Source organism: Alphaproteobacteria bacterium (assembly GCA_017302575.1).
Classification (GTDB): domain Bacteria; phylum Pseudomonadota; class Alphaproteobacteria; order Rickettsiales; family UBA3002; genus JAFLDD01.
In genome coordinates, this window is the sequence record JAFLDD010000001.1 from 866,986 (window position 1) to 891,123 (window position 24,138).

Here is a 24,138-nt window from a genome sequence, read left to right on the forward strand (position 1 = left end):
AATGGCACGCATGAGAAAACAGGTTTATAAGGTACCTTTGGATCCAGAAAAGGAACTTGCGATCTGGAAAAGACGCTTACAAGAAGGCCTAGACCAAGGCCATTTTGATAGAGATTCTCATGTGGGACAAGAGCTTGAACGAAGAATTGGTGAGCTTGAACCACTGGCCGAAGCGAAACGATTAAAAAGAGAAGCGAAGAAGAAAGATGACTAGTTTTTTTAAACCCCAGCGCAATCTAAAACCTGACCACACGGTTGCTTATACCAATGCGCGACTCATTGACCCTGAATCGGGCCTCGATGAAAAAGGCACGCTGATTACCAAAGGTTCAACGATTGCTGATTTCGGCGCGAAGGTCGCAACACCCGAAGGCGCAGAGATTGTGGATTGTGGCGGCAATGTGCTCTGCCCTGGGCTGCTGGATATTCAGGTGCATTTCCGTGAGCCTGGGCAGGAATATAAAGAAACAATCGAGACGGGCTCGAAGGCAGCTGCCGCAGGTGGCGTGACGACAGTCGCGACCATGCCAAACACCAAACCAGTGGTAGACGATATTACCGTGCTGGCGTTTTTACAAAAGCGCGCCATTGAAACGGGCTATGTAAATATTCGTCCCTATGCCGCTATTACCAAAGGCCAAAAAGGTGAAGAGCTCACCGAAATGGCGATGCTTGTTGAGGCAGGCGCTTGTGGATTTACCGACGATGGTTTGCCCGTGATGAATGCGCAGATCATGCGCCAAGCACTCACCATGGGTAAGGCGCTGGGCGTGCCGATTGCACAGCATGCGGAAGATCATAACCTCTCATGCGGTGGCTGCATGAATGAAGGTTGGGTAGCAACGAAACTTGGCCTTAAAGGCATCCCCAACGTGTCGGAAGCGGTGATTGTGGCACGTGATATTTTGCTCGCGGAACTGACGGGCGGTCATTGCCACGTACTGCATATCTCCACCAAAGAAGCGGTGGAGCTGGTGCGCTGGGGCAAGAAAAAAGGCATTAACGTGACGGCGGAAGTTGCGCCTCACCACTTCATTCTGACCGACGAAGCAGTCATGGATTATCGCACCTTCAGTAAAATGAACCCGCCACTGCGTGCGGAGTCTGACCGCCTCTCGCTGATTGAAGGCCTCAAAGACGGCACGATTGACGCCATTGCCACCGACCACGCGCCTCATGATGCGGAATCCAAGCGCGTGCCAATGGATACGGCGAGCTTCGGTATTGTCGGTTTGGAAACGATGCTGAGCCTGTCGCTGAAACTCTACCACGACAAGCACCTCAGCTTGCGCGATGTGTTGGCGACGATGACCTATAAAGCGGCGGACATTATTCACGCCACTGCAGGACGTTTGAAAAAAGGTGCGCCTGCTGACCTGACACTCATCGATATCAACCATGAATGGGTGATTAAAAACGACGCGCTGCATAGCAAATCAAAGAACTCGCCATTTGATGATGTGAAAACCAAAGGCCGCGCATTGCGCACCGTCGTTGGTGGCGAAACGGTATTCAAAGCATGACCAATCTCTCACCTAAGAACCCCATCATCTGCGCGCTGGATACGCAGGAAGTGGATGCGGCAAGCTCCATCGCTGAGGAAGTACGCCCACATGTCGGCGCGGTGAAACTCGGTCTGGAATTCTTCACGGCTAATGGCGCGGTCGGCGTTTCACGCATTACCAAGCTAGGCATTCCAGTGTTTCTGGATTTGAAATTTCATGACATCCCCAACACGGTAGCACGTTCGATTGCAGCAACGGCGGGGCTTAACACCTTTATGCTCACGGTGCATACGAATGGCGGCATCAACATGTTGCGCGCGGCGATTGATGCGTCGGACCGTGTGGCGCAAATTACTGGTAAAGAACGCCCCTTAGTTGTGGGTGTGACGCTGCTTACCAGCCTTGATCAAGACGACATCTCGCTGCTTGGGTTTAAAGATAATCTCAATGATCAAGTGCTTCGCCTTGCTGACCTTGCACAAAGCGCGGGGCTGGATGGCGTGGTCTGCTCGCCATTTGAGATCGGCATGCTTCGTCGCGCGATGGGCGGTGATTTCAAGTTGGTCGTTCCAGGTATTCGCCTTGAGGGCGGTGATGCGCATGATCAAAAACGCATCATGACGCCGCGTGAAGCATTACAAAAAGGTGCAGATTATCTGGTGATTGGTCGCCCCATTACTCAAGCCCCCAATCGCGCGGAAGCTGCGCAAGCGATTGCGACGTCTCTTCAGATATAGATTACAGGCTATTGCCGTGCCCAAGCTTGGTTTGCTGGGCCAGCGCGTTACAAATCTCTTCGACATTTTCTAATGTCAGCAACCGTCTGGTACTCGTTTGCATAAGACGCTCTATGTGGTGAGGTGCTAAGCCACGTGTTTTATCATCCAAGATAATATAGTCTTCGGGTTTAATGGAATGTTTCTCGCACCAATCATCAATCCCTTTTCCTCTGCTGAGTGGAACTAAAGAAGTTCTTATACAAAAGTCGTCGTGAAATTTACCCTCGAAACCTTCTTGACGCAGGATGGTCTTTAAATTCTCTGGGTCACCGAAGCGTCTTCGATTCGAAATAAATACGACTTCTGCGTCGATTTCTTTAACTAATTGATTGAATGCTTTCATGGCGTCTTCTGATACATTGCCTCGCGCTGGCTGGAATGCCCTACCCTCGTGAACCAAGACGCCATCTAAATCTAAAAAAACTATCATCCTACACCATTGCAGGGGTTGCTTTTTCTACTAGCTCACGCTGCTGCAAGCGCTGGGCATGGCGATGTGCGGCAGGTGAAACGGTGGTTTTAGGTTGCAAGCGTTCGCGCAACTGCGCTTCTAGTTCTTCTGGCTTTAGTTTTATGCCCTGCTGCTTGGACATGAATTCACTGATATTCTTAATGAGGGCTTCCTGTTGTTCAACAGGCTGTGCAGCAATTACCGCAGCCGCCGCATCTTCAAATTTAGAAATGGTAGTTTCATTAAAACCTTTGTCGGTAATTTGATTGCGCGACGACATGAGTAGCAAAATGTTGCAAGCTATGTAGGTTGCTAGTTGCGCACCTGAAAGCCAGTGCGGCTTAGGTGTGTGTGTTGCGTAGTCACGCGCACGACGCGTCCAATCCTGCCCAAAATCCGCCGCAAGAAAAAGATTGTTCAACATGTAAAGCCCAGCCGAAATGCGCAATGGCTTCTCCGCTACAAAAGCAACGGCTTTATCAACGACATTACCGTCTTTTGCTTTTTCCTGTGCTTTTGGGTCTTCTTTTGCGAACAGTCCTATTAATGCTCCAGGCAACACCATCGCGCCAATGCCAAAATTCGTGGACATGTTATCAATCGATTTATTGATGGCTGCTATGCAGCTCGAAACACTGGTAATGCTTGATGTATCGAGTTTCGCAGGTAGCAGGTTTTTTGCACCTGAACGAATCTCTTTGAATCCTTTATGCAGAAGCAGTGCTGCACCAATCGCATATCCCGTATTGAGTAATTCGGAAGGATGCTCGTAGCAAAAATCGGCGACACTATCCCAAAAACTGCGCTCTTTTAACAGCGCGTGTTTCGCGCGTACATCTTGTGGGATTGTGATGCCCTGACGCTTCAGATGCGCTTCTAATTTTCCCGCTTGAATCTGCACTTGTCGTTCGACGCTGGGATTGCCGAATAGGGCCGCACCAACACCGCCCGCCATCCACCATGCCGCGCTGATGGCTTTAGTATTCAGCGTTTTTAGACGATCCACTTCTTTCACGCGCATCATCGCAGCGCCGATCATCAATCCATCGCCGATAATATATCCAGCACCCGCCAGCTTGAGTTTGATGTCCTCTTGCTTCGGCTCGCGCAAATCATCGCGCATAGGTGAATGTGGTGTCGTTTCGCTCATGACACTCCTCTCTATCCTAAAGAGTAACATCTGCATGTGACAATCGTGTGAAGCTTGGTTATAAAGCTGTGAGTAGATTCATCGGGAGCCACTTATGGACAGTATTTCTAATTCATTTCAATGGGTTATTGAGCAAATGGTGGCAGGGCTTTCTGCCGTTCTGTTTTACGATATTAGCGGATTCCCCTTTATTGTGGCCTGGTTGATGGTCGCGGCGCTGTTTTTTACGGCCTATTTGCGTGGTGTGAACCTGCGTATGTTGCGTCATGCGCTGCGTATCGCAAGTGGTCGCGACAAAGAATCCAGCACGGAAAAAGGTGAAGTCAGCCCATTGCAAGCACTGTTCTCAGCGATCGCTGCAACCGTTGGTCTTGGCTCGCTTGCGGGCGTTGCGGCGGCGATTGCAATTGGTGGCCCAGGTGCGACGTTGTGGATTGTCGTGGCGGGCGTGCTTGGCATGGCCACGAAATTTGCAGAGGTAACGCTGTCGATGCAGTATCGCAAAATCGATGCGGACGGCAAAGTGTTCGGCGGCCCCATCCAATATCTGCGCGATGGATTGGCCGATATTGGCCTAGCACCGCTCGGTAAATTCCTTGCCATTTTATTTGCGATTTTCTGCCTCGGTGGAGCGATTGGCGGTGGCAACATGTTCCAATCCAACCAAGCGGTGAAGATGATTGCGTATGAAATCCCTGCATTGTCTGACTATAAATGGGTAATCGCCCTTGCGTTTGCAGGATTTGTAGCGCTGGTGCTGTTCGGCTCTATTAAGCGCATCGCCAAAGTGGCAGAGAAAATCTCGCCGATTAAGGGAATCCTTTTTCTGATTTGCGCGGTGATTATTGTGATCGCTAACATCGATAATCTTGGCAATGCACTGTCTATCATGGCGCGCACAGCCATTACACCTGAAGGGGTTGCGGGTGGATTCGTTGGTATGCTGGCGATTGCTTTTAAACGCGCCTTGTTTGCGAATGAGGCAGGGCTTGGCTCGGCGCCGATTGCCCATGCAGCCGCACGCACTGCGCCCGTGCGCGAAGGGTCGATGGCACTGCTTGAGCCACTTTTCGCGGCGATTATTGCGTTTCTCACTGGTCTTATCATCACAATCACGGGCGCTTATACGGGCGCATCGCTTGAGGACGGGGTGCTTATTACTGCTAAGGCCTTCGCCTCGGTGGGTGACTGGTTCACGATTCTACTGGCCATCAACGTGTTTATTTTTGCTTATGGCACCACGATCGGTTGGAGTTATTATGGCGAAATTGCCTGGAGCTACCTGTTCGGACGCAAGGCAATCCGCCTCTATTACGTCCTTTTCTGTGTGGCGTGCTTTGCAGGCGGCGTGATGGACTTCGGTATCGTGCTGGATTTCTCGGATCTGCTGATTTTAGGCATGTCTTTGCCTAACATTCTGGCACTGTACCTGTTGCGCAAAAAGATCAAAACAGCGCTTTTGGCCTACCAAAGCACACATGTACTGTGATTTTTTTGCATTTTTCAGTTGCTTAACTGCAATCGGCTGATAATAAGGCGGAAAGTTTCCTGTATTATTATTTGTGTTTTTTGGAGTTTGTATGCGTTCAAATCTTTTGGCCACCCTACTCGCTACGACCGCTATTGCTGTCGTTGCCTCAAGCGCAGAGGCTGCGCCACTTAAGTTTGGCAACCACACGTTCGGCGGCAAGTTCGCTGTGACTGCTGGCCAGAACTCCAACGCGGCGGCATCTCCTGCGAAAGCCGGTAAGTCATTCGATGACGATGAAGATGAAGACGATGATCTCGCAGAACTCCTCGAGGACAATGAGCTGGATCCAGATGACCTCGATGACGACACCGTGGACGAGGATGAAGACGAAGATGATGATTTGGCTGCGGTGGGCACGCCTGCTCAGGTTTACCGCGATTCACGTGTTCAATACTCGTTCGGCGTAAACCACGCCTATAAATTCAGCGATACATTCTCATGGAAGACTGCCGTGCTGGCAGGCGTTAACCGCCAGATGGACCGCCATGAACTCAACCGCATTAACTGGGCGGTGAATACGGGTGCGGAATTCAAGATTAAGCAGTGGGATTTGACCCTCAGCCCAACCATTACCTACGCACAGCTTGAGAAGGCTCACAAAGATCAGAGCGAAAGCACCATTCCAGGCATTGCTGCAAAATGGAAAGCTACCAAGGATTGGGATTTCAGTGCACGCATCAACAAAGAATTCCGTAACAACGTGGTGCCACGCACGACCAACACTAATGTGACGGGCTTAAAAGTTGGAACGGCCTACAAGCTGACCGCAAAAGACAAGATTTCTTTCAACTACTCACCGAAAGAAGACCGCAACGAGAACAACCTCAAGAGCAAGGACGCATGGAGCGCGGATATCGGCTATGCGCGCAAGCTGCCTTGGGATTTGACCCTCGGTCTGGCCTATAAATATGGTGAGTCTACCTTCATCAACGGCGCTGATCCACGCCGTGACGACGAGCAGCATGATTACGGTATCGGCTTGAACAAGCAGTTCGATAACGGCATGTTTGCAGCAGTTGGCGCTGGCTATAAAGGCAAGAAGTCCAACATCGCTAACAAAGGTAACCATGATAAGAGCGTGTTTGTTCAGACGGGCTATAAGTTCTAGTCTGGATAAAGCTTCATGAAATGAAAACCCGACCTCAGCAATGCGGTCGGGTTTTTTGTTATGAATTTTTGTGAACCTGCGGATTCACTCCAACACCAAGCACATAATTTTAAGGCACGGCATACTTTCGTATGCCGTGCCTTAAAATGGTGAGTTCGGTGGGGATCGAACCCACGACAACACGATTAAAAGTCGTGTGCTCTACCAACTGAGCTACGAACTCACACCTTAACTACGTTGGATTTAGAGGGTGCAACTTAAGCAGAAACACCCATTTGTCAAGCGCTTGATTGCATTATGTGTGTAGGGGCAAATCGCCCTTTGCCCAACCGTGATGCAAACGCTCGCAGTGCGAGGAAAACTGCCCTTTTGCGATGGCATCGCGCAGCCCCTGCATCAATTCCTGATAGTAGTGCAGATTATGCAAGGTCAGCAGCATTGGTCCTAGCATTTCATCGGCCTTGAATAGATGGTGCAGGTAGGCGCGGCTATAATCACGGCAAATAGGTGAGCTAGACGTTGGGTCAAGCGGGCGCGGATCATCCGCATGGCGGGCATTGCGGAGGTTAATCTCACCCATGCTCGTATAGGCACGTGCATTACGTGCTGAGCGCGTCGGGATGACGCAATCAAACATATCGACGCCACGACGGACCGCTTCGACAATATCATCTGGCTTGCCAACGCCCATCAGATAGCGCGGTGCATGCTCTGGAAGATGTGGCATCGTGAAATCCAACACGCGAAGCATTTCAGCCTGCCCTTCACCCACCGCCAGACCGCCAATGGCGTAGCCATCAAATCCAATGCCTGTGAGCGCACGCGAGGAAATCTCGCGCAAATCATCATAGACGCTACCTTGCACGATACCGAATAGCGCATAGCCATCACGCGCCTTGAACGCATCTTTGGAACGCTGTGCCCAACGCATCGATAGCTCCATCGAACGTTTGGCTTCTTCATGTGTTGCGGGAAATGGCGTGCATTCGTCAAATACCATGGTGATGGTGCTGCCAAGCAGGTGCTGAATTTCAATGGAACGCTCGGGCGTGAGTTCCCATTTACTGCCATCAATATGCGATTGAAACGTAACGCCCTGCTCGCTCATTTTACGAAGTGCGGCAAGCGACATAACCTGAAATCCGCCTGAATCGGTAAGGATCGGACCCTGCCAGTTCATGAACTGATGCAGTCCGCCCAAGCGCGCAATACGCTCTGCCGTGGGGCGCAACATGAGGTGGTAGGTATTGCCTAAAATGATATCTGCACCCGTTGCCTTCACGTCTTCGGGGTGCATGGCTTTTACCGTGGCCGCCGTGCCAACGGGCATAAAGGCGGGCGTACGTATCGTGCCATGTGCTGTCGTGATTTCACCCGTGCGCGCTGCGCCATCGGTGGTGTGTATGTTTAGAGCAAATGTCATCAAACCGTCATACTGAAAATAACGACAATTGACTACAATGGAAATAAGCGGAGGAGCAAGCAGGATGTCGACAAAACCAGTCCCAAAGATAATTGCAGGCAGTGAGAATGCACCAGAATTGCTCACGCGTGAGACGCTCGATAATATGCGCGACACCATCCAGCAATCCATGCTCGATACAACTAACTATTTTTTCATGTATCTTGAGAATCCAAACAATAAGCAAATTCCCGATTGTCTGCGCGTGAAGTTCAAATCTTTTGAGGGGCTCAATTTCTTGCGCGAAGAAGAGCCAGATAGCCAATCACCATTTGAGATAATCGCGCAGGGGTTTCGCGAAATTCCCGAGGCAGATCGTAAAGAGATGTTGGCCCATCTCGGACAGATGCTTGAGAAGACCGTATTGATCTATCGCATCAAAGGACCGATGGAATTTGCTACACTTATTCCGATGGGCTATGCTGAGGAAAAGATGGACCCAGACACGCCGCTCAGCAGAGAGGAGGTGTTCTTTAAGGACGCGTGCTCGTTATTCCATTTCGTGCTGGCTTATAAAGGCTGCCTAATGCTGAATGAGAACGAATATCGAATGGGTTGCTACCCTAAAAACATCGATGACAAGCCTATAAATATGGCTGCATTCCTTTTTGAAAAGCGCGAGGGATTGGAAAGTTTCGTTGGTAAAGTTTCGCCCCTTTCCGAACTAGATCAGGGCGGCAAACGCAACATGTGCTAGTAGCTACGTTCTAGCAAGCATGCATCTCCATATGAATAGAAACGATACTGATTAGCGATAGCATGCGCATAGGCTTGCTGCATCTTTTCCAATCCCGCAAAGGCGCTGACTAGCATGAACAAGGTTGATTTGGGTAGGTGGAAGTTGGTCATTAGCCTATCGACAATTCTGAAGCGATAGCCTGGAGTTATGAAGATATTCGTGTCACCACTATAGGGCTTCAATATGCCATCTTCCGCCGCCACAGTCTCTAGAATGCGTAAGGACGTCGTGCCCACTGCAATAACTCTACCACCTGCTGCGCGGGCGGCATTAATGGCATCGGCGGTCTCTTGGGTTATCTCTGCCCATTCGTGGTGCATGACATGCTCGGCCGTATCTTCGACCTTCACGGGCTGGAAGGTTCCTGCCCCTACATGCAACGTTACAAACGCTGTTTGAACGCCTTTACTTTTTATTTTTTCGAGCAAGTTTTGAGTGAAATGTAACCCTGCTGTTGGTGCAGCGACGGAGCCTTCATGGCGCGCATAGACGGTTTGGTAATTGGTTTTATCCTCCGCCGTATCATCGCGCGAGATGTAGGGCGGAAGCGGCATATGGCCATAACGTTCCAGTAGAAGATGAAGTTCGCTGCCGCTCTTTTCGAAGCGTAAAAGCACCTGCCCATCTTCGGTACGACCCGTTACTTCGGCATGAAAATTTTCACCAAATGTTAGGGTCATTCCCTCTTTTAATTTACGGGCAGGTTTGGCGAAGGCCGACCAACCATCTGCCAACTTACGGTGCAGTAAAACTTCAACCTGCTTCTCACCCACGTTCGTGAATAGGCGTGCTGGAATCACTTTGCTGTTATTGAACACTACGATATCGCCCGCATCCAGAAACTCTGGCACATCGGCGATGTGCTTATCACTCAGCGTGTCTGATACATGTAGCAGTTTGGCGGATTCGCGCGGTTCTGCGGGCGTATAAGCAATACGCTCTGGCGGTAGGTTGAAGTCAAACAGCGCGACGCGCATCAGGCTGCGCTTGCAACGTCGGCAGCGACTTTGAAACTGATGATCTTGTCAGGATTCGTAGGCGGCTCACCGCGCGTGATTTTATCTACGAACTCCATACCAGACTTTACTTTACCCCAGACGGTATATTGACCGTCGAGGAAATTAGCCGACTGGAAGCAGATAAAGAATTGCGAGTCGGCGCTATCGATATTCATCGCGCGCGCCATCGACAGCGTACCACGCTCATGTGGCTCGCGGCTGAATTCGGCCTTCAACTTTTGCCCAGAACCGCTCATACCCGTGCCCGTAGGGTCACCCGTTTGCGCCATGAACCCATCAATTACACGGTGGAAGATGATGCCATCATAGAAACCATCTCGCACCAGCTCTTTGATACGCTTCACATGCTTTGGTGCCAAATCAGGGCGCATTTGGATGGTCACCGTGCCGTCTTTCAGTTCGAGCAACAGCGTATTTTCGGGTGAATCCAAATCGATTTTTTTATCTTTCTTTGCCATGTCGAACCTTACTGAGCAGCAGGTTTTGCAACATCAGCAGCGACTTTCAGGCTGATGATCTTGTCTGGATTCGCAGGCGGCTCGCCACGTGTGATGTTATTCACGAACTCCATGCCCTCAATCACCTGACCATAGACGGTGTACTGCCCATCAAGGAAAGGAGCGGGTTTGAAGCAGATGAAGAATTGCGAGTTTGCACTGTCTGGATCACTTGCACGTGCTGCCGAAAGCGTACCAGTGATGTGTTTCTTGCTGTTAAACTCCGCTTTCAAATCTGGCAGGTCGCTACCACCCGTGCCTGTGCCTGTCGGGTCGCCTGTCTGCGCCATGAAGCCTTCGATTACGCGGTGGAACACCACGCCATCATAGAAGCCCTTGCGCGCTAGTTCCTTGATGCGCGCCACATGGTTTGGCGCAACTTCAGGCATGAGTTGAATCACCACGGTGCCGTCTTTCAATTGTAGCAACAATGTGTTCTCAGGGTCTTTGTAGGTCTGCGCCGTAGCAGCCGTTGCCGTGAGCATAAATACACCTGCAATCATCGATAAAATACGCATAGGATCTCCTTGGGTTTTTGGTGTGATAGCGCAGTTGTGGCGCGATGTCTAGCCGCGTGGCAGCAGGAAATGCTGTTGCAGCGCCTCGGACACGTTGGCGGAAACGAATTTGCTGACATCCCCACCCAAGCGAGCGATTTGCTTCACAAAGCGCGACGAGATGAAGTGCGTCGCGTCGGAAGCAGTGAGGAACACGGTTTCAATTTCCGGTGCGATTTTGTTGTTCACGCTGGCCATCTGGAATTCGTATTCAAAGTCCGAGACCGCACGAAGACCGCGAATGAGCAATGTCGCTTTTTCTTCGCTGGCAAATTTAACGAGCAATCCAGAGAAGTGCTTCACCGTTACGCGATCAGCATCTGCACCCAGCATCTTTAAATCTTCACGCACAAGACTAGCACGTTTTTTCATATCAAAAATGGGCTCTTTTGCGGAATCCTGCGCGACACCAATAATCAGTTTATCGACCACACGCAACGCACGACGAATAATGTCCATATGTCCATGGGTGATGGGGTCAAATGTGCCTGGATAGATACCAATACGCATAAAGCTTACTCCGATGATTTGGGGCAGCATGCCCTTTTTTTGTGAATTGGGCAACTCTCCGTTTAAGCGCTTCTACGCGTTGTTACCTGCGATTCATATCGTGTGATAATATCGTCTAGCTGTTTAGCAAGTGCGTTGGCTTTTTCTTGAAACGTAGCAAGTAGTCTATTGGACGCTTGCAGTTTGTCGCACTCCTCGCCTTCTGCAGCAGGAAAGAACTCTAAATCCATCTTCAGTAACCTGAACTCTTCGTTACGGCCCTGCATGCGCGCTTGCACCCGCTTCAAGTCGTTTAGCACGGTTTCTGTGTCACGATTTTCTATCCCTTCCAACAGCATGAGTCCTGAAAAGAGGCGGTTGCCCACGTAATCATAAAACCAATCCACTGCACTATGAGAGGTCGTGCTAGGATGTTCTTGTGGCTTCGCATGCAGCAAACGCATTTTAGTGCGAATATCTTGAAACAATACGGTTAGCTGCTGATATTCATTCTCGTTAAGACTATTCAGCCCGCTTCGAAATTCTACAATTTCTCTGCGCAGATTGCTGGCATGAATATGATTATCTGGCGTTGCGTTATCGTAATGCATGCGACGCTATTAGCAGAATCCTAGTAGGGTAATTATGACAATTCGAAGAAATTAGAGGTCAAACTTCTCTTGAATAGGCCTAAACTTACGAGACCTATTTTTTTGCGCCATCCATGCCGCTATTATGAAACGCCTTGGCTCTTTCATTGAATAGTGGCATCGCAGTATCTAACTGCTGTTTGAGTGCCTCCAAATCTACACGCACCCCGCCGATGAGATACCCTAGCTGATTGTCATTTCTTTGATCAATACTGTCCAAGATCTCAATAGCTGTATCGAGACGTTTTGCATAAGAAGAGGATAGTTGTTTTAGCTCGCGGTGGAAAATATCCTGCCCTAGTTCTGCTTTGGCGACGTAATTATTGATCACATTGCTCAAACGCCCTGGGAAAAAATCAGCACACTCACTATCCCAATGCTTTAGAAATTTAGCCAGTTCTGCACGAATAGCCGTATCTGTCGTTCTATAATCCAGTATCTCGTTTGCACTCGTAGAGAGCTTGCGCCACGCGTCCTTAACGGGCACGAATGGCCGAGTTTCCTCGATTTCTAATACTACAACTTCACTGATAGGTTTAACATTCATGCGATTAACATAGCAGGTTAACAGCATGAATTTTATGACAATTCGATGAAATTAGGCCGCGTCTGTTGCCTCGGGCGCGTCAGGCGCTTCGCCCTCACCGCCTTCGATGCTGTCATCCACCACTGCGTCTTCTTCCTTGATGCGGGTAGCGGAAATGACTTTCTCGCCATCCGTACGGAAGACAATCACACCTTGTGACGTACGGCCGCAGATGCGGATGTCTTTCACATTGGTGCGGATTAAGGTGCCTTTATCGGTCATCAGCATGATCTGGTCGCCGTCTTGTACGGGGAAGCTCATCACGATGTTGCCGTTTTTCTTGGTGATGCCCATGGCGGTAACGCCTGAACCACCCCGATCCGTCACGCGGTATTCGAAGGCGCTGGTGCGCTTGCCAAACCCGAGTTCGGTGATAGTGAGAATCATTTCTTCGGCCTTCGCCATTTCCTCGATTTGTGCCTCAGTAATGGTGATTGCGCTCAAATCAATTGAATCGCCTGCGTCTTCTTCGAGGCCTGAGGCACGACGACGCGCCGAAGCCACTTTCAGATATTGCTCGCGCTCTTCGGCGCTGGCACGAATACCATGCAGAATGGTCATTGATACCACACGGTCTTTATCGGCCAGTTTCATACCGCGCACGCCGTCGGACGTACGAGATTTGAATACGCGCACTGCGGTGACTGGGAATCGCACGGCCTTGCCCTCTTTCGAGCAGAGCAATACGTGGTCTTCTTCACTACATGAACGCACGGCGACCAATGCATCATCGGCGTCGAGCTTAATGGCAATTTTACCGTTGCTCATCACCGATTTGAAATCGCTCAAGTCGTTACGGCGCACGTTACCCGCAGCTGTCGAGAAGAAGATGTGGAGGTTATCCCACGTTGATTCGTCTTCCGGCAGTGGCATGAAGTTGGTGATGGTCTCGCCTTCCGCTAGTGGGAAAATATTCACGAGTGCCTTACCGCGTGCTTGAGGAGTGCTGAGTGGCAGGCGATAGACTTTGAGTTTGTAGACTTTACCCGTTGATGAGAAGAACAGCACCGGCGCGTGGGTTGATGCCACGAACAGCTCGGTGGTTGCGTCTTCTTCGCGCAGGTCGATACCCGAACGGCCTTTGCCACCGCGCTTTTGCGCACGGTAAGCCGCAAGCGGTACGCGCTTGATATAACCACCCGCCGTGACCATCACGACCATTTCTTCGCGCTGGATGAGTGATTCAACATCGGCTTCGAATTCGGAATCTTCCATGATGCTACGGCGCGGCACGGCGAATTCTTCTTTTACTTTCACCAGCTCATCGCGCATCAGGCCGTAGAGTTTTTCGCGGCTGCCGAGGATGCTCAAGAACTCGGCGATTTCTACTGCCAGTTCTTTCAACTCACCGTCGATTTTCTCTTGTTCCAAGCCCGTCAGGCGTTGCAAGCGCAACTCAAGAATCGCCTTGGCTTGTGCTTCGGTGAACTTGATACGGTCGCCTACAAGTTCATTGCCTTTATCTTCAACAAGATCGAGCAGCGCTTTCACATTCGCGGCTTTCCAATCGCGCTTCATCAGCTCTTCTTTTGCCACGACAGGGTCTTTTGATGCACGAATCACCGCAATCACCTCGTCGATATTCGCAACGGCAATAGCCAGACCTATCAATACGTGTGCGCGGTCACGCGACTTCGTGAGCAAGAATTGTGTACGGCGCGAAATCACTTCTTCACGGAATTCGATGAATGCCTTCAATACCGTATGAATGTTGAGCAGTTGTGGGCGGCCATTATTGAGCGCCAGCATGTTCACACCGAAGCTGGTTTGCAACGGCGTATACATATAGAGTTGGTTCAGAACTACGTCGGCCACGGCGTCTTTTTTCACTTCGACCACTACGCGCACGCCCGATTTGTCGGACTCGTCACGCAGGTCTGAGATGCCTTCGATTTTCTTTTCTTTCACCAATTCGGCCATGCGCTCAATCATGCGCGCTTTGTTCACTTGGTATGGAATCTCGGTGATGATGATGGATTCACGGTTGGTTTTCTTATTCACTTCGACTTCGGCTTTACCGCGCATCACGACCGAACCACGACCCGTGGTCATGGCGCTATACGAACCCGTACGGCCAAGGATGATACCGCCGGTTGGGAAATCAGGGCCTGGGCAAATCGCCGCGAGTTCTTCAATCGTGACATTCGGATTGTCGATCATTGCGCAGGTCGCGTCGATCACCTCGCCGAGGTTATGTGGCGGAATGTTCGTCGCCATACCCACCGCGATACCCGAACCACCATTCACCAACAGGTTGGGGAAGCGCGCAGGAAGCACGGATGGTTCTTGTTCAGAACCGTCGTAGTTTTCATGGAAATTGACGGTGTCTTTGTCGATGTCTTCAAGCAATGCATGCGCTGCTTTGCTGAGGCGTGATTCGGTATAACGCATCGCGGCGGCGTTATCACCGTCCATCGAACCGAAGTTACCCTGACCATCGACCAGCATCAAACCCATGCTAAAGGGCTGCGCCATGCGCACCATCGAGTCGTAAATCGCGCTGTCGCCGTGCGGGTGGTATTTACCCATCACGTCACCGACGATACGTGCCGATTTTTTGTAAGGCTTGTTATATTCAACGCCCAGCTCGAGCATGCCGAAAAGAATGCGGCGGTGAACGGGTTTCAAACCGTCGCGCACGTCGGGAATGGCGCGGGATACGATCACGCTCATCGCGTAATCGAGGTAGCTTTTGCGCATTTCGTCTTCAATGGAAATCGGCAGGATTTCTGCGGTGGTCTCAACCATGGTGCTTGCTCTTTTTTACGTTAATTTTATTGGAGCACCAGTTGTAGCGGTTCTATCGGGCTATACAACCCTAAAAGCCGCACTTATCCACAGTTTCTAGGCAGCTTGGGCTGTTTGCGCCTTGAGCAATTCTGCCTGCAATGCCTGTGTAAATGCAGGCTCCAATTTGAGAGCCGTTGCTAACTGACTCAAATAGGCTTGCTCGGCCGCACATTGACTGTCGCACACCAGCAGTGCCGCAAGATAAACCTCTGCAGCTTCTTCTGGCGTTTTGGCACCTGAAGCAATCTGATTCACGTCTTGTGCGTTGGCGAGTTCGGTCATCAGGAAAGATTTTTCCGCCGAATCTACACCGCTTTGCTCGAGATGGCCTAAAATACGCTTGGTCTCATCCGCATCCACTTTGCCATCGGCTTTGGCAGCACCAATCATCGCGCGAATCACGGAGAGTGCAAGCTCATTGGTTTGCTCTGGTGCTGGCAAATCTGCAGGTGCAGCAGCCGCACTTGCTTGTGCATTGGCAATGAGGGATTTGAAATTGCCGGCAAGGGCTTTGCCCTGCGTCACCATGTCACCTGCCCCTTGTTTCACCGCGTCCACCACGCTTGCCGAACCACCTGAGGCTTTATTGGCCTGATAGGCGTTGTAGCTTTTATACGCCAGCGTACCCAGCAGTGCGAGACCGCCGAGCTTTACCGCGCCTTCAATCGTATCCTTACTCACGAGTTGGCTCGCCAAACCACCAGCAAGCAAACCGCCTGCGAATTGTTTCGTCGCCATTCCGCCAAGCATTTTGCCAACGAGACCGTTTGCATTGACATTGGAAAGTAGGGATTTGGGGTCTAGCATAGCTTTCTCCATAAGTTGAATAACCGACATATAGAGTCGGTTATTCTGACTTCAAGAGGTCTATGATTTTATTTCTGGCGATTCAGTAGGCGCAGGCGCAGGGCGTTCAGCTTGATGAAGCCTTCGGCGTCTTTTTGGTTATAGACGCTGTCTGCTTCGAAGGTCACATGCTGCATGGAATAGAGGCTGTGTGGCGACTTACGACCCACCACCGAGACACTGCCCTTGTAGAGCTTCAAGCGCACGATTCCCGATACGTTCTCTTGCGACTTGTCGATGAGTGCTTGGAGCATTTCACGCTCGGGGCTGAACCAGTAGCCGAAATAGACCAGCTCGGCGTAGCGCGGCATGATGTCGTCTTTCAAATGCATCGCGCCTCTGTCGAGGGTGATGGATTCAATGCCGCGATGGGCAGAGAGCAAAATCGTGCCGCCTGGTGTTTCGTATACGCCGCGTGACTTCATGCCAACATAGCGGTTCTCGACGAGGTCAAGACGGCCAATGCCATGCTTGCCACCCAGCTTGTTCAACTCAGCAAGCAGGCTTGCAGGCGAGAGCTTTTTGCCGTTCACAGCAACTGCATCACCTTTTGCAAATTCTACTTCGATATATTCTGGCTCATTCGGCGCATCTTCTGGGTTCGCCGTCAGGCGGAACATGTCGGTTGAAGGTTCCGTCCATGGGTCTTCCAGCGCTTTGCCTTCGTAACTGATATGCAGCAAATTCGCGTCCATCGAATACGGCGCTTCACCGTGCTTGTCTTTCGGCACGGGGATTTGGTTCTTCATGGCGTAATCAATCATCGCGGTACGTGAATCGAGTTTCCATTCGCGCCATGGGGCGATGACTTTTACATCTGGCTTCAGTGCGTAATAGCTAAGCTCGAAGCGCACTTGGTCGTTACCCTTGCCGGTTGCGCCGTGGCACACGGCGTCCGCACCGACTTGGTTAGCGATTTCGATTTGGCGTTTGGCAATAAGCGGGCGTGCAATCGAGGTGCCTAATAAGTAGACGCCTTCATACAGTGCATTGGCGCGGAACATGGGGAATACGTAATCGCGCACGAATTCTTCGCGCAGATCGTCGATGAAGATTTCCTTCACGCCCATCAGCTTCGCTTTTTCGCGCGCTGGCTCTAACTCCTCACCTTGCCCGATGTCGGCAGTGAAGGTCACGACTTCGCAATTATACTCTTCCTTCAGCCACTTCAGAATGATGGAGGTGTCCAGACCGCCTGAATAGGCTAGGACGACTTTTTTGATGTTTTTGCTCATGGGCGATGCCTATAGCAGAGACAGCCGTCTGTGCAATCAAGAAAAAACAGTTGCGAATCTTTGGGTTTTTTTCCATAACGCACTGCAACATAATTGGAGCAGACATGGACGTTTCCAAAATCAGCATTGGCCAGAACCCACCTGACGATGTGCACGTGATCATCGAAGTGCCGATGGGCTCGGAGCCTATTAAGTATGAGCTCGACAAAGATTCTGGCGCGGTGTTCGTTGACCGTTTCTTGCATACAGCCATGACCTACCCCTGCAATTATGGCTTTATCCCCCACACCCTTGCTGACGATGGTGACCCTGTGGATGTGCTGGTAGTTGGCCGCCGTGCACTGATGCCCGGTTGCGTGGTAGCCGTGCGCCCGATTGGCGTGCTCATCATGGAAGATGATAAAGGCATGGATGAAAAAATCCTCTGCGTTCCCGTCAGCCGCCTGCACCCGTTCTTTGACGAAGTAAATGAATACACCGATCTTCCCAAGATTCTGCTCGACCAGATCCGCCACTTCTTTGAGCACTACAAAGACCTCGAGGAAGGCAAATGGGTGAAGGTTCAAGGCTGGGGCGACAAGCAAACCGCGCGTAAGCTTATTGAAGCGGGCATCACGAACGCAAAATAATTCATGTTGCACAGCAACATAGGTTTTGCTTGCAATCGGCGTTCAATCCATACTTATGGAGCGGTCTTTTCTGACACATTCTTAAGGAGTTACCAATGGAACTGATTGATTTTCAAAACCTCATTCTCGCCTGTGGCGGTCTAGCTCTGCTTTACGGGCTGCTGGCTGGTCGCAGCATTCTTGCGCTTAGCAAGGGCAATGAAACGATGGTCGACATCGCTAATGCCATTCAGGAAGGCGCTAAAGCCTACCTTAACCGCCAATATACGACGATTGCCGTCGTTGGCGCGCTGATTTTCGTAGCGCTTGGCTACAAACTGGGCTGGAACGTGGCGATTGGCTTTGCCGTTGGCGCGGTTCTTTCTGGTATCGCTGGTTACATCGGCATGATGATCTCGGTTCGCGCCAACGTGCGCACCACCGAGGCGGCTCGTGGTAGCCTGCAGGGTGCACTCACCGTAGCATTCCGCTCAGGCGCTGTTACAGGTATGTTGGTGGTTGGCCTTGGTTTGCTGGGTACGGCTGGTTACTATTTCTACCTGAAAGATTCAGGCGTAGAGCCACGTAAGATTCTGGAGGCACTGGTTGCCCTCTCCTTCGGTGCATCGCTGATTTCTATCTTCGCACGTCTTGGTGGCGGTATCTTCACCAAAGGTGCGGACGTAGGCGCCGACCTCGTTGGTAAGGTTGAAGCGGGCATCCCTGAAGATGATGCACGTAACCCTGCGGTTATCGCCGACAACGTTGGTGACAACGTGGGCGATTGCGCTGGTATGGCGGCTGACTTGTTCGAAACTTATGTGGTGACCATCGTGGCGACCATGCTGCTTGCTGCAGTATTCTTCTCAGGTCTGACACAGGAAACGATGATGCTCTACCCACTTGCACTTGGTGCAGTGTGTATTGTTGCTTCGATCATCAGCACCTTCTTCGTGAAGCTCGATAAATCAGGCAACATCATGAAAGCGCTTTATAAGGGCTTTATCGTGAGTGCACTGCTTTCGGCTGGCTTCATTTGGAAACTGACCGACGAAATGCTCGGCTTTGGTTCTGAATTCACCACCAACGGTTTTGCATTCAATGGAATGGATATCTTCTATTGCGCGCTGGTTGGTCTGGGTGTGACAGGCTTGATGATCTGGATCACTGAGTACTACACCTCAACCGCTTACCGCCCTGTGCGTTCCGTTGCGCAAGCATCGACCACGGGTCACGGTACGAACGTGATTCAAGGCCTCGCGATTTCGATGGAAGCAACGGTTCTGCCGATTCTTACCATCTGCGCGGGTATCATCATTTCCTACCAGTTCTGTGGTCTGTTCGGTGTGGCGATTGCTGCAACCACCATGCTGGCACTTGCAGGGATGGTCGTGGCGCTTGATGCTTATGGCCCTGTGACCGACAATGCTGGCGGTATCGCCGAAATGTCGGGTCTGCCGAAAGAAGTGCGTGTCACCACCGATGCGCTCGATGCTGTCGGTAACACCACCAAAGCGGTAACCAAAGGCTACGCGATTGGTTCGGCTGCACTTGCTGCACTCGTACTGTTCACAGCATTCACCGAAGACTTGAAGCACTACTTCCCTGATTTGAACGTTCAGTTCAACCTCGCGGACCCGTACGTGCTTGTGGGTCTGTTTATCGGTGGTTTGCTGCCATACTTCTTTGCTGGCCTCGCCATGCAAGCAGTTGGCCGTGCCGCAGGTGCTGTTGTGGTTGAAGTACGCCGCCAGTTCAAAGAGATTCCGGGCATCATGGAGCGTAAAGCTCGCCCAGATTACTCAAAGGCGGTGGACATGCTAACCAAAGCGGCGATTAAAGAGATGGTGATTCCATCCCTTCTGCCAATCGTAACGCCGGTATTGCTCTATTTCGTGATTAACGAAATCGCGGGTCAAGAGCAGGCATTCGCAGCGCTGGGCGCCTTGCTCATCGGTGTGATCGTGACGGGTCTTTTCGTAGCTATCACCATGACGTCTGGTGGTGGTGCGTGGGACAACGCCAAGAAGTACATCGAGGAAGGTCACTTTGGTGGCAAAGGTTCAGAAGCACACAAAGCTGCTGTAACTGGCGACACGGTAGGCGATCCGTATAAAGATACGGCTGGTCCTGCGGTGAACCCGCTCATCAAGATTGCGAACATCGCGGCGATTCTGCTGCTCGCACTCTTGGCTGGCTAATCTTAGTCAGAGACTTAAATGGAAAGGGCCGCTTTTTAGCGGCCCTTTTTTTAATCGGTGCGGCCTGAGCGCGCCCTTTGAAGATCGCTCAATATCAACCTAGCTTGTGGGTCACTAGGGCCACCCAATGCGTCGATTAACTCACCACGCGGTACTAATACCGTTTGCGGCCCAATCGAACCATCTTGGTTGCGGCCTTCCAAACGCACGATGACAAAGCCATTCGGAATGGCGAGTGCACGCTCACCACCCAAATCACTCAAGGCTTGAGTATATTCTGCTGTTTGCGCACGATATCTGCTAGCGATGGCAGCGATAGATGCACGCTGGTCTAGCGATAAATTTAAATCCTGTGTTTCGTATTGGTAGCCAGGCACGACACTGGTTGAGTTCATTTGGCTAAGCGCATCAGCAGCCGAAGTGCCAGGATTGCGGAGGCTATCAACGTGAATCGTCGTGTATCTACTATTCTCTGCTGCAAGCCGTTCGATAGCAGCATTTCCAGTAAATCCCGTACGGGCAATACGCACTTCGAGTGTCTCAGGGCTGCCCGCTTCAGCTAAACGCAGCATTGCTGCATCCACTCGCGTTCTTAGCTCTGCAAGCTCGGCTTGCGTGTAATTACCATCATTGTTTGTGTCGATTCCAAGCGTACGCATCAACGCTCGTGTGCGTGGACCGTTGATACCATCAGCATCGTCGGATCTAGAAACCGTTTCCCCAGCAGCTTGATACTCAACATCTCTCAAGAACCGCGCGAGTCGCTGAACATCATGAACACCTAGCGTGTTTAAGTCACTAACGTCGCGCTGCCCGTTGGTAACGATAATCTCATTTCTTGCAGCGTTATAGTTATCTGTTGCGCGCTCAGCAGTGCCATTTGCCCAAACCAGACCTTCTCGTGCTTGCTGAAGATCCGCTAGCTCTCCATTGCTTATACCCGCTAGACGCGCTCTTTCTATGCTAATTTGTTCCCTACTCAGGCCTGGATCAGGAAACCAATTAAATATTGAAGCCTCTCGTGGCAGGCGCGGCGAAGGATTATAATTATCTAGCGCTCTTTGCGCTTCCCTGTACTGCCGATCTTCTGCAGTGAGTGTAGCGCTTGCGCTGAGAACAGCACTAGCCTCATCAACACGTCTTGTTCTAAAGAGTGAATCAGCGATATCATAATCTGCTAACTCCCCGCGCAACTGACCCATATCGCGTGCTACCTGCTGCACGCTCTGACGATTTTCTCGAACAGTATTCGACTGGTCGCGCAGGAAGCGTTGTTCTTCTTCTTCGGAACTAAAGGTTCTTTCTACCATAATTTATCCTTTGCCATTTTTACCAAGGCTAGCGCCAACTCATAAAGATACCGTGAAGAATTGCTTAAAATTTGGTTAATTCAGAACAAAGCGCCGACTTGCTTTAGCGTAACCCAGCTATCGAATATAGCCTGTGCTCATTTCAGCAGTATTAGTCTGATTCCATGCTAAAGCCATATCTCTACCAGCTTTTTGCGCTGCACTAACTTCTTGTGGGCTAAATGAACCAAGTCCACCACGCTGTTCAATTTCTGCATTTGCTTTTTCCACGATGTCTTTCCAAGCACCTCGATTGGTTGGTATGGGTGTACGGTCCATTGCAATAAGCTGCTCGAAGTATGCAGTTCGTTTCACAAGATCTAAAATGCTCGCTTCTTCTGTCATAAAATCCTCTTCGTTACATAGTACGGCTATCACCACCATATGACAGTCTGATGACGAATTCGTTAACGTGAGCACTATTTTTCAAAAACTATCCCCTCATCAAAAGGGCTGGCACAAGCTCTAGACATTAGCTACACAGTATCTATGCACCGTTTCTTTCTTGCGCTGATTTCATACCTCGTGATTACCACACCTGCCCACGCAACGTCGGACGGTCAGTTGCTTGCCGATTACGCGCAGTGGGAGCAGATGACGGATCCTTCCGCCGTGATTTTCTTTGATGAGGGGTATCGCTTCCTGAAGCGCCATAGCGATTGGCCTAAGCAAAACGTCATTCGCATGAAAACCGAAGAAGCAGCATTGCGCCAAGGTGGTGATATTGAGGCCTTCTGCCGCGAATTCCCACCCATTTCAGGGCGCGGTATGATTGCGTGCGCACGCGCTGGTGTGGGCGGCATCAAAGAGGTTGTGCAGGGTTGGATTCAAGGCGATTTCAATGCCGATGAAGAAAAAATGGTGCTCGCACGTTATGGCGCGCAATTAACGGAAGACAACCATCGTGAGCGTATCTCGCGCCTGTTGTTTGAAGGAAAAACCGCGACTGCAAAGCGTTTGATTCATGAAGCAGGCTCTTATCGCCCACTCTATGAGGCGCGGATTGCACTCATCACCAATGCAGGGAATGCAAATGCCCTCGTCAACAAACTACCCGCTCATTTCAAAGAGAATGCAGGACTGATTTTTGACCGTATCACCTGGCGCCACAAGCGCGGCATGGAAGAAGGAGTGATGGAGCTGTTTGCTCAAGCACCTTCTAACCCGCCACACCCTGATGCTTGGTATACGCTGCGCATGCAATATGCACGTAAGGCACTTGAAAAACGCCAGTATGCACGCGCGCTGGATATTCTTTCCAGTCATGGGCAGATGAAGCCTGAATATCTTGCAGATACTCTATGGGTGAAGGGATGGATTCGCACCGAGCACCTCGCGGATGCACGTGGCGGCTATGAAGATTTTTACCAGCTGTATAAATTGGTGAAATTCCCTGTCAGCCAATCGCGTGCTGCCTATTGGGCAGGTAGAGCTGCACGCAAGAATGGCAATCATGATATTGCGCAAGAATGGTTTGAAAAAGCCGCACAGCACCCCACCGTATTTTATGGCCAGATGGCCGCATTAGAGCTCGATAAAACCGCAACGCTTGATTTACCCTCCCCCATTTCCGTGGATGAAAGTGAGCGCCGTGAATTCGCGCAGAACGATACACCACGCCTCATCGCGCTACTCATCCAACAAGGCAAGGAAGAGGAAGCGGATGCGTTCTTACTGAATCTTGCCCAGAACACGAACGATAAGTATGACCTCGCTATTCTTGCTGATTTCGCCAAACAGCATGGTCAGGAATTTGACGCCGTACGCGTCAGCAAGCTTGCACTACAGAAGCAGCATATTCTGCTGAACTATGGCTGGCCGAAAATCAAGATACCCACACTGAGCACGATTGAGCCAGCATTGGCGCTTTCTATCACCCGCCAAGAGAGCGAATTTAACATTCGCGCAGTGAGCCCTGCTGGGGCACGCGGACTCATGCAGCTTATGCCACCAACGGCGCAAATGATGGCACGGAAGCTGGGCATGGGTTACACGATTCATCGCCTGTTCGAGCCAGAGTACAATATGATCCTTGGTACAAATTATCTCGGACGTTTGATTGACGGGTTTGATGGTTCCTATATTCTGGCGATTGCCAGTTATAATGCGGGCTCGGGCAATGTTCGTAAATGGATAGCGCGCTTTGGTATGCCACCCAATAATCCAGAAGCGGCTATCAACTGGATTGAATCGATTCCCTTCATAGAAACGCGCAATTATGTGATGCGAGCACTTGAGAACGTACAAGTGTATCGTGCATTACTGAACCCCAGCACGCCGATTGGTCTCAAGACCGACTTGGTACGCTAGTCAGGGTCGTACTGCTCAATCGTGGGGGGTTGGTAGTAGGCGTCGTTATCGATATATTGGTCATATTGCGTTGCCTGACTGACAGGCACTTGCGAGTCCTCGGGCACTGGGTGGCGCACGTCATACAGATCCCATACCGAGTCTTGGCGCTCTTTTGCACAAGCGCTCACCAGTAGGATTATGAAAATGGGTAGAATAGTTCTCATACTGCCCCAGCCTATAGCATGGGTTTGTGTGCAGCGCAGCAAAAACTATCCACAGCCCATTCATCTACTG

The 24,138-nt window shown here is 50.9% G+C and carries 24 protein-coding genes and 1 tRNA gene; 9 read left to right on the forward strand and 16 right to left on the reverse strand.

The genetic code is table 11. The annotated features are described in order from the left end of the window. Position 1: 1 nt before the first annotated feature. The 3 genes from J0M34_04495 to pyrF are packed head-to-tail and all read left to right on the forward strand — an operon-like array spanning position 2 to position 2,242. The gene (locus tag J0M34_04495) at positions 2 to 214 is read left to right on the forward strand and encodes a hypothetical protein (GenBank protein ID MBN8543507.1); all 213 of its coding nucleotides are present in this window, start codon (positions 2 to 4) and stop codon (positions 212 to 214) included. Then, positions 207 to 1,523, forward strand: a complete 1,317-nt coding sequence (locus J0M34_04500; GenBank protein ID MBN8543508.1) for a dihydroorotase — start codon at positions 207 to 209, stop codon at positions 1,521 to 1,523. Before J0M34_04495 ends, J0M34_04500 begins: the two co-directional genes overlap by 8 nt. After that, positions 1,520 to 2,242 carry an orotidine-5'-phosphate decarboxylase gene (gene pyrF / locus J0M34_04505; GenBank protein ID MBN8543509.1) on the forward strand — a complete coding sequence of 241 codons (723 nt, stop codon included), beginning with the start codon at positions 1,520 to 1,522 and terminating at the stop codon, positions 2,240 to 2,242. The genes J0M34_04500 and pyrF overlap by 4 nt, the downstream gene beginning before the upstream one ends. Position 2,243: 1 nt before the next feature. Here pyrF and J0M34_04510 read toward each other — a convergent pair whose 3' ends face one another. Next, positions 2,244 to 2,714 carry a hypothetical protein gene (locus J0M34_04510; protein MBN8543510.1) on the reverse strand — a complete coding sequence of 157 codons (471 nt, stop codon included), beginning with the start codon at positions 2,712 to 2,714 and terminating at the stop codon, positions 2,244 to 2,246. A 1-nt stretch (position 2,715) separates the two neighbouring features. Beyond that, positions 2,716 to 3,885 carry a hypothetical protein gene (locus J0M34_04515; protein MBN8543511.1) on the reverse strand — a complete coding sequence of 390 codons (1,170 nt, stop codon included), beginning with the start codon at positions 3,883 to 3,885 and terminating at the stop codon, positions 2,716 to 2,718. A gap of 94 nt (positions 3,886 to 3,979) precedes the next feature. Here J0M34_04515 and J0M34_04520 point away from each other — a divergent pair, with 94 nt between their 5' ends. Together J0M34_04520 and J0M34_04525 are read left to right on the forward strand one after the other, a co-directional pair. Further along, the gene (locus J0M34_04520) at positions 3,980 to 5,374 is read left to right on the forward strand and encodes an amino acid carrier protein (protein MBN8543512.1); all 1,395 of its coding nucleotides are present in this window, start codon (positions 3,980 to 3,982) and stop codon (positions 5,372 to 5,374) included. Positions 5,375 to 5,465: 91 nt separating this feature from the next. Further along, on the forward strand, positions 5,466 to 6,524 hold the full coding sequence (locus tag J0M34_04525; GenBank protein MBN8543513.1) for a DUF560 domain-containing protein: 1,059 nt from the start codon (positions 5,466 to 5,468) through the stop codon (positions 6,522 to 6,524). A 147-nt stretch (positions 6,525 to 6,671) separates the two neighbouring features. Here J0M34_04525 and J0M34_04530 read toward each other — a convergent pair. Continuing rightward, positions 6,672 to 6,747 (reverse strand) — tRNA-Lys (locus tag J0M34_04530). Between the two features lie 72 nt (positions 6,748 to 6,819). Next, on the reverse strand, positions 6,820 to 7,947 hold the full coding sequence (gene tgt, locus J0M34_04535; GenBank protein ID MBN8543514.1) for a tRNA guanosine(34) transglycosylase Tgt: 1,128 nt from the start codon (positions 7,945 to 7,947) through the stop codon (positions 6,820 to 6,822). A 64-nt stretch (positions 7,948 to 8,011) separates the two neighbouring features. On the opposite strand from tgt, the gene J0M34_04540 reads away from it, so the two are divergent. Further along, a complete protein-coding gene (locus tag J0M34_04540; GenBank protein MBN8543515.1) occupies positions 8,012 to 8,683 on the forward strand; it encodes a hypothetical protein in 672 nt (223 codons plus the stop codon). On the opposite strand, the gene queA is transcribed toward J0M34_04540, so the two are convergent. From queA to J0M34_04585, 9 genes are all read right to left on the reverse strand, one after another. Continuing rightward, positions 8,680 to 9,702 (reverse strand): tRNA preQ1(34) S-adenosylmethionine ribosyltransferase-isomerase QueA, encoded by a 1,023-nt coding sequence (gene queA / locus J0M34_04545; protein MBN8543516.1) that lies wholly within the window; start codon positions 9,700 to 9,702, stop codon positions 8,680 to 8,682. The two genes, J0M34_04540 and queA, sit on opposite strands and share 4 nt — an antisense overlap. Next, positions 9,702 to 10,175: a peptidylprolyl isomerase gene (locus J0M34_04550; protein ID MBN8543517.1), complete on the reverse strand. Its 474-nt coding sequence runs from the start codon at positions 10,173 to 10,175 to the stop codon at positions 9,702 to 9,704. Before J0M34_04550 ends, queA begins: the two co-directional genes overlap by 1 nt. Positions 10,176 to 10,210: 35 nt before the next feature. Next, a complete protein-coding gene (locus J0M34_04555) occupies positions 10,211 to 10,759 on the reverse strand; it encodes a peptidylprolyl isomerase (protein MBN8543518.1) in 549 nt (182 codons plus the stop codon). A 48-nt stretch (positions 10,760 to 10,807) separates the two neighbouring features. Beyond that, the gene (gene coaD / locus J0M34_04560) at positions 10,808 to 11,323 is read right to left on the reverse strand and encodes a pantetheine-phosphate adenylyltransferase (GenBank protein ID MBN8543519.1); all 516 of its coding nucleotides are present in this window, start codon (positions 11,321 to 11,323) and stop codon (positions 10,808 to 10,810) included. A gap of 47 nt (positions 11,324 to 11,370) precedes the next feature. Then, positions 11,371 to 11,898 carry a hypothetical protein gene (locus J0M34_04565; GenBank protein ID MBN8543520.1) on the reverse strand — a complete coding sequence of 176 codons (528 nt, stop codon included), beginning with the start codon at positions 11,896 to 11,898 and terminating at the stop codon, positions 11,371 to 11,373. A 94-nt stretch (positions 11,899 to 11,992) separates the two neighbouring features. Then, on the reverse strand, positions 11,993 to 12,484 hold the full coding sequence (locus J0M34_04570) for a hypothetical protein (GenBank protein ID MBN8543521.1): 492 nt from the start codon (positions 12,482 to 12,484) through the stop codon (positions 11,993 to 11,995). Positions 12,485 to 12,535: 51 nt separating this feature from the next. Next, complete coding sequence (gene gyrA, locus J0M34_04575; protein MBN8543522.1) at positions 12,536 to 15,271, reverse strand: DNA gyrase subunit A; 2,736 nt, start codon at positions 15,269 to 15,271, stop codon at positions 12,536 to 12,538. A 96-nt stretch (positions 15,272 to 15,367) separates the two neighbouring features. Then, a complete protein-coding gene (locus J0M34_04580) occupies positions 15,368 to 16,120 on the reverse strand; it encodes a tellurite resistance TerB family protein (protein MBN8543523.1) in 753 nt (250 codons plus the stop codon). Positions 16,121 to 16,188: 68 nt separating this feature from the next. Then, positions 16,189 to 17,394 carry an argininosuccinate synthase gene (locus tag J0M34_04585; GenBank protein MBN8543524.1) on the reverse strand — a complete coding sequence of 402 codons (1,206 nt, stop codon included), beginning with the start codon at positions 17,392 to 17,394 and terminating at the stop codon, positions 16,189 to 16,191. A 104-nt stretch (positions 17,395 to 17,498) separates the two neighbouring features. On the opposite strand from J0M34_04585, the gene ppa reads away from it, so the two are divergent. Next, entirely contained in the window at positions 17,499 to 18,023 is a 525-nt protein-coding gene (ppa, locus tag J0M34_04590) for an inorganic diphosphatase (GenBank protein MBN8543525.1), read from the forward strand. 95 nt (positions 18,024 to 18,118) lie between these two features. Next, positions 18,119 to 20,203, forward strand: a complete 2,085-nt coding sequence (locus J0M34_04595; protein ID MBN8543526.1) for a sodium-translocating pyrophosphatase — start codon at positions 18,119 to 18,121, stop codon at positions 20,201 to 20,203. 50 nt (positions 20,204 to 20,253) lie between these two features. On the opposite strand, the gene J0M34_04600 is transcribed toward J0M34_04595, so the two are convergent. Continuing rightward, positions 20,254 to 21,513: a hypothetical protein gene (locus J0M34_04600; protein ID MBN8543527.1), complete on the reverse strand. Its 1,260-nt coding sequence runs from the start codon at positions 21,511 to 21,513 to the stop codon at positions 20,254 to 20,256. 117 nt (positions 21,514 to 21,630) lie between these two features. Further along, complete coding sequence (locus tag J0M34_04605) at positions 21,631 to 21,897, reverse strand: hypothetical protein (GenBank protein ID MBN8543528.1); 267 nt, start codon at positions 21,895 to 21,897, stop codon at positions 21,631 to 21,633. Positions 21,898 to 22,041: 144 nt separating this feature from the next. Here J0M34_04605 and J0M34_04610 point away from each other — a divergent pair, with 144 nt between their 5' ends. Next, positions 22,042 to 23,862 (forward strand): lytic transglycosylase domain-containing protein, encoded by a 1,821-nt coding sequence (locus tag J0M34_04610; protein ID MBN8543529.1) that lies wholly within the window; start codon positions 22,042 to 22,044, stop codon positions 23,860 to 23,862. On the opposite strand, the gene J0M34_04615 is transcribed toward J0M34_04610, so the two are convergent. Continuing rightward, positions 23,859 to 24,068 (reverse strand): hypothetical protein, encoded by a 210-nt coding sequence (locus J0M34_04615; protein ID MBN8543530.1) that lies wholly within the window; start codon positions 24,066 to 24,068, stop codon positions 23,859 to 23,861. The genes J0M34_04610 and J0M34_04615 overlap by 4 nt on opposite strands. Positions 24,069 to 24,138 lie beyond the last annotated feature (70 nt).

Bases quoted from the DNA above. Each gene is read 5' to 3' on its own strand.
- J0M34_04495 (MBN8543507.1), top strand. From the start codon at position 2: ATGGCACGCATGAGAAAACAGGTTTATAAGGTACCTTTGGATCCAGAA.
- J0M34_04500 (MBN8543508.1), top strand. From the start codon at position 207: ATGACTAGTTTTTTTAAACCCCAGCGCAATCTAAAACCTGACCACACG.
- pyrF (MBN8543509.1), top strand. From the start codon at position 1,520: ATGACCAATCTCTCACCTAAGAACCCCATCATCTGCGCGCTGGATACG.
- J0M34_04510 (MBN8543510.1), bottom strand. From the start codon at position 2,714: ATGATAGTTTTTTTAGATTTAGATGGCGTCTTGGTTCACGAGGGTAGG.
- J0M34_04515 (MBN8543511.1), bottom strand. From the start codon at position 3,885: ATGAGCGAAACGACACCACATTCACCTATGCGCGATGATTTGCGCGAG.
- J0M34_04520 (MBN8543512.1), top strand. From the start codon at position 3,980: ATGGACAGTATTTCTAATTCATTTCAATGGGTTATTGAGCAAATGGTG.
- J0M34_04525 (MBN8543513.1), top strand. From the start codon at position 5,466: ATGCGTTCAAATCTTTTGGCCACCCTACTCGCTACGACCGCTATTGCT.
- tgt (MBN8543514.1), bottom strand. From the start codon at position 7,947: ATGACATTTGCTCTAAACATACACACCACCGATGGCGCAGCGCGCACG.
- J0M34_04540 (MBN8543515.1), top strand. From the start codon at position 8,012: ATGTCGACAAAACCAGTCCCAAAGATAATTGCAGGCAGTGAGAATGCA.
- queA (MBN8543516.1), bottom strand. From the start codon at position 9,702: ATGCGCGTCGCGCTGTTTGACTTCAACCTACCGCCAGAGCGTATTGCT.
- J0M34_04555 (MBN8543518.1), bottom strand. From the start codon at position 10,759: ATGCGTATTTTATCGATGATTGCAGGTGTATTTATGCTCACGGCAACG.
- J0M34_04565 (MBN8543520.1), bottom strand. From the start codon at position 11,898: ATGCATTACGATAACGCAACGCCAGATAATCATATTCATGCCAGCAAT.
- J0M34_04570 (MBN8543521.1), bottom strand. From the start codon at position 12,484: ATGAATGTTAAACCTATCAGTGAAGTTGTAGTATTAGAAATCGAGGAA.
- gyrA (MBN8543522.1), bottom strand. From the start codon at position 15,271: ATGGTTGAGACCACCGCAGAAATCCTGCCGATTTCCATTGAAGACGAA.
- J0M34_04580 (MBN8543523.1), bottom strand. From the start codon at position 16,120: ATGCTAGACCCCAAATCCCTACTTTCCAATGTCAATGCAAACGGTCTC.
- J0M34_04585 (MBN8543524.1), bottom strand. From the start codon at position 17,394: ATGAGCAAAAACATCAAAAAAGTCGTCCTAGCCTATTCAGGCGGTCTG.
- ppa (MBN8543525.1), top strand. From the start codon at position 17,499: ATGGACGTTTCCAAAATCAGCATTGGCCAGAACCCACCTGACGATGTG.
- J0M34_04595 (MBN8543526.1), top strand. From the start codon at position 18,119: ATGGAACTGATTGATTTTCAAAACCTCATTCTCGCCTGTGGCGGTCTA.
- J0M34_04600 (MBN8543527.1), bottom strand. From the start codon at position 21,513: ATGGTAGAAAGAACCTTTAGTTCCGAAGAAGAAGAACAACGCTTCCTG.
- J0M34_04605 (MBN8543528.1), bottom strand. From the start codon at position 21,897: ATGACAGAAGAAGCGAGCATTTTAGATCTTGTGAAACGAACTGCATAC.
- J0M34_04610 (MBN8543529.1), top strand. From the start codon at position 22,042: ATGCACCGTTTCTTTCTTGCGCTGATTTCATACCTCGTGATTACCACA.
- J0M34_04615 (MBN8543530.1), bottom strand. From the start codon at position 24,068: ATGAGAACTATTCTACCCATTTTCATAATCCTACTGGTGAGCGCTTGT.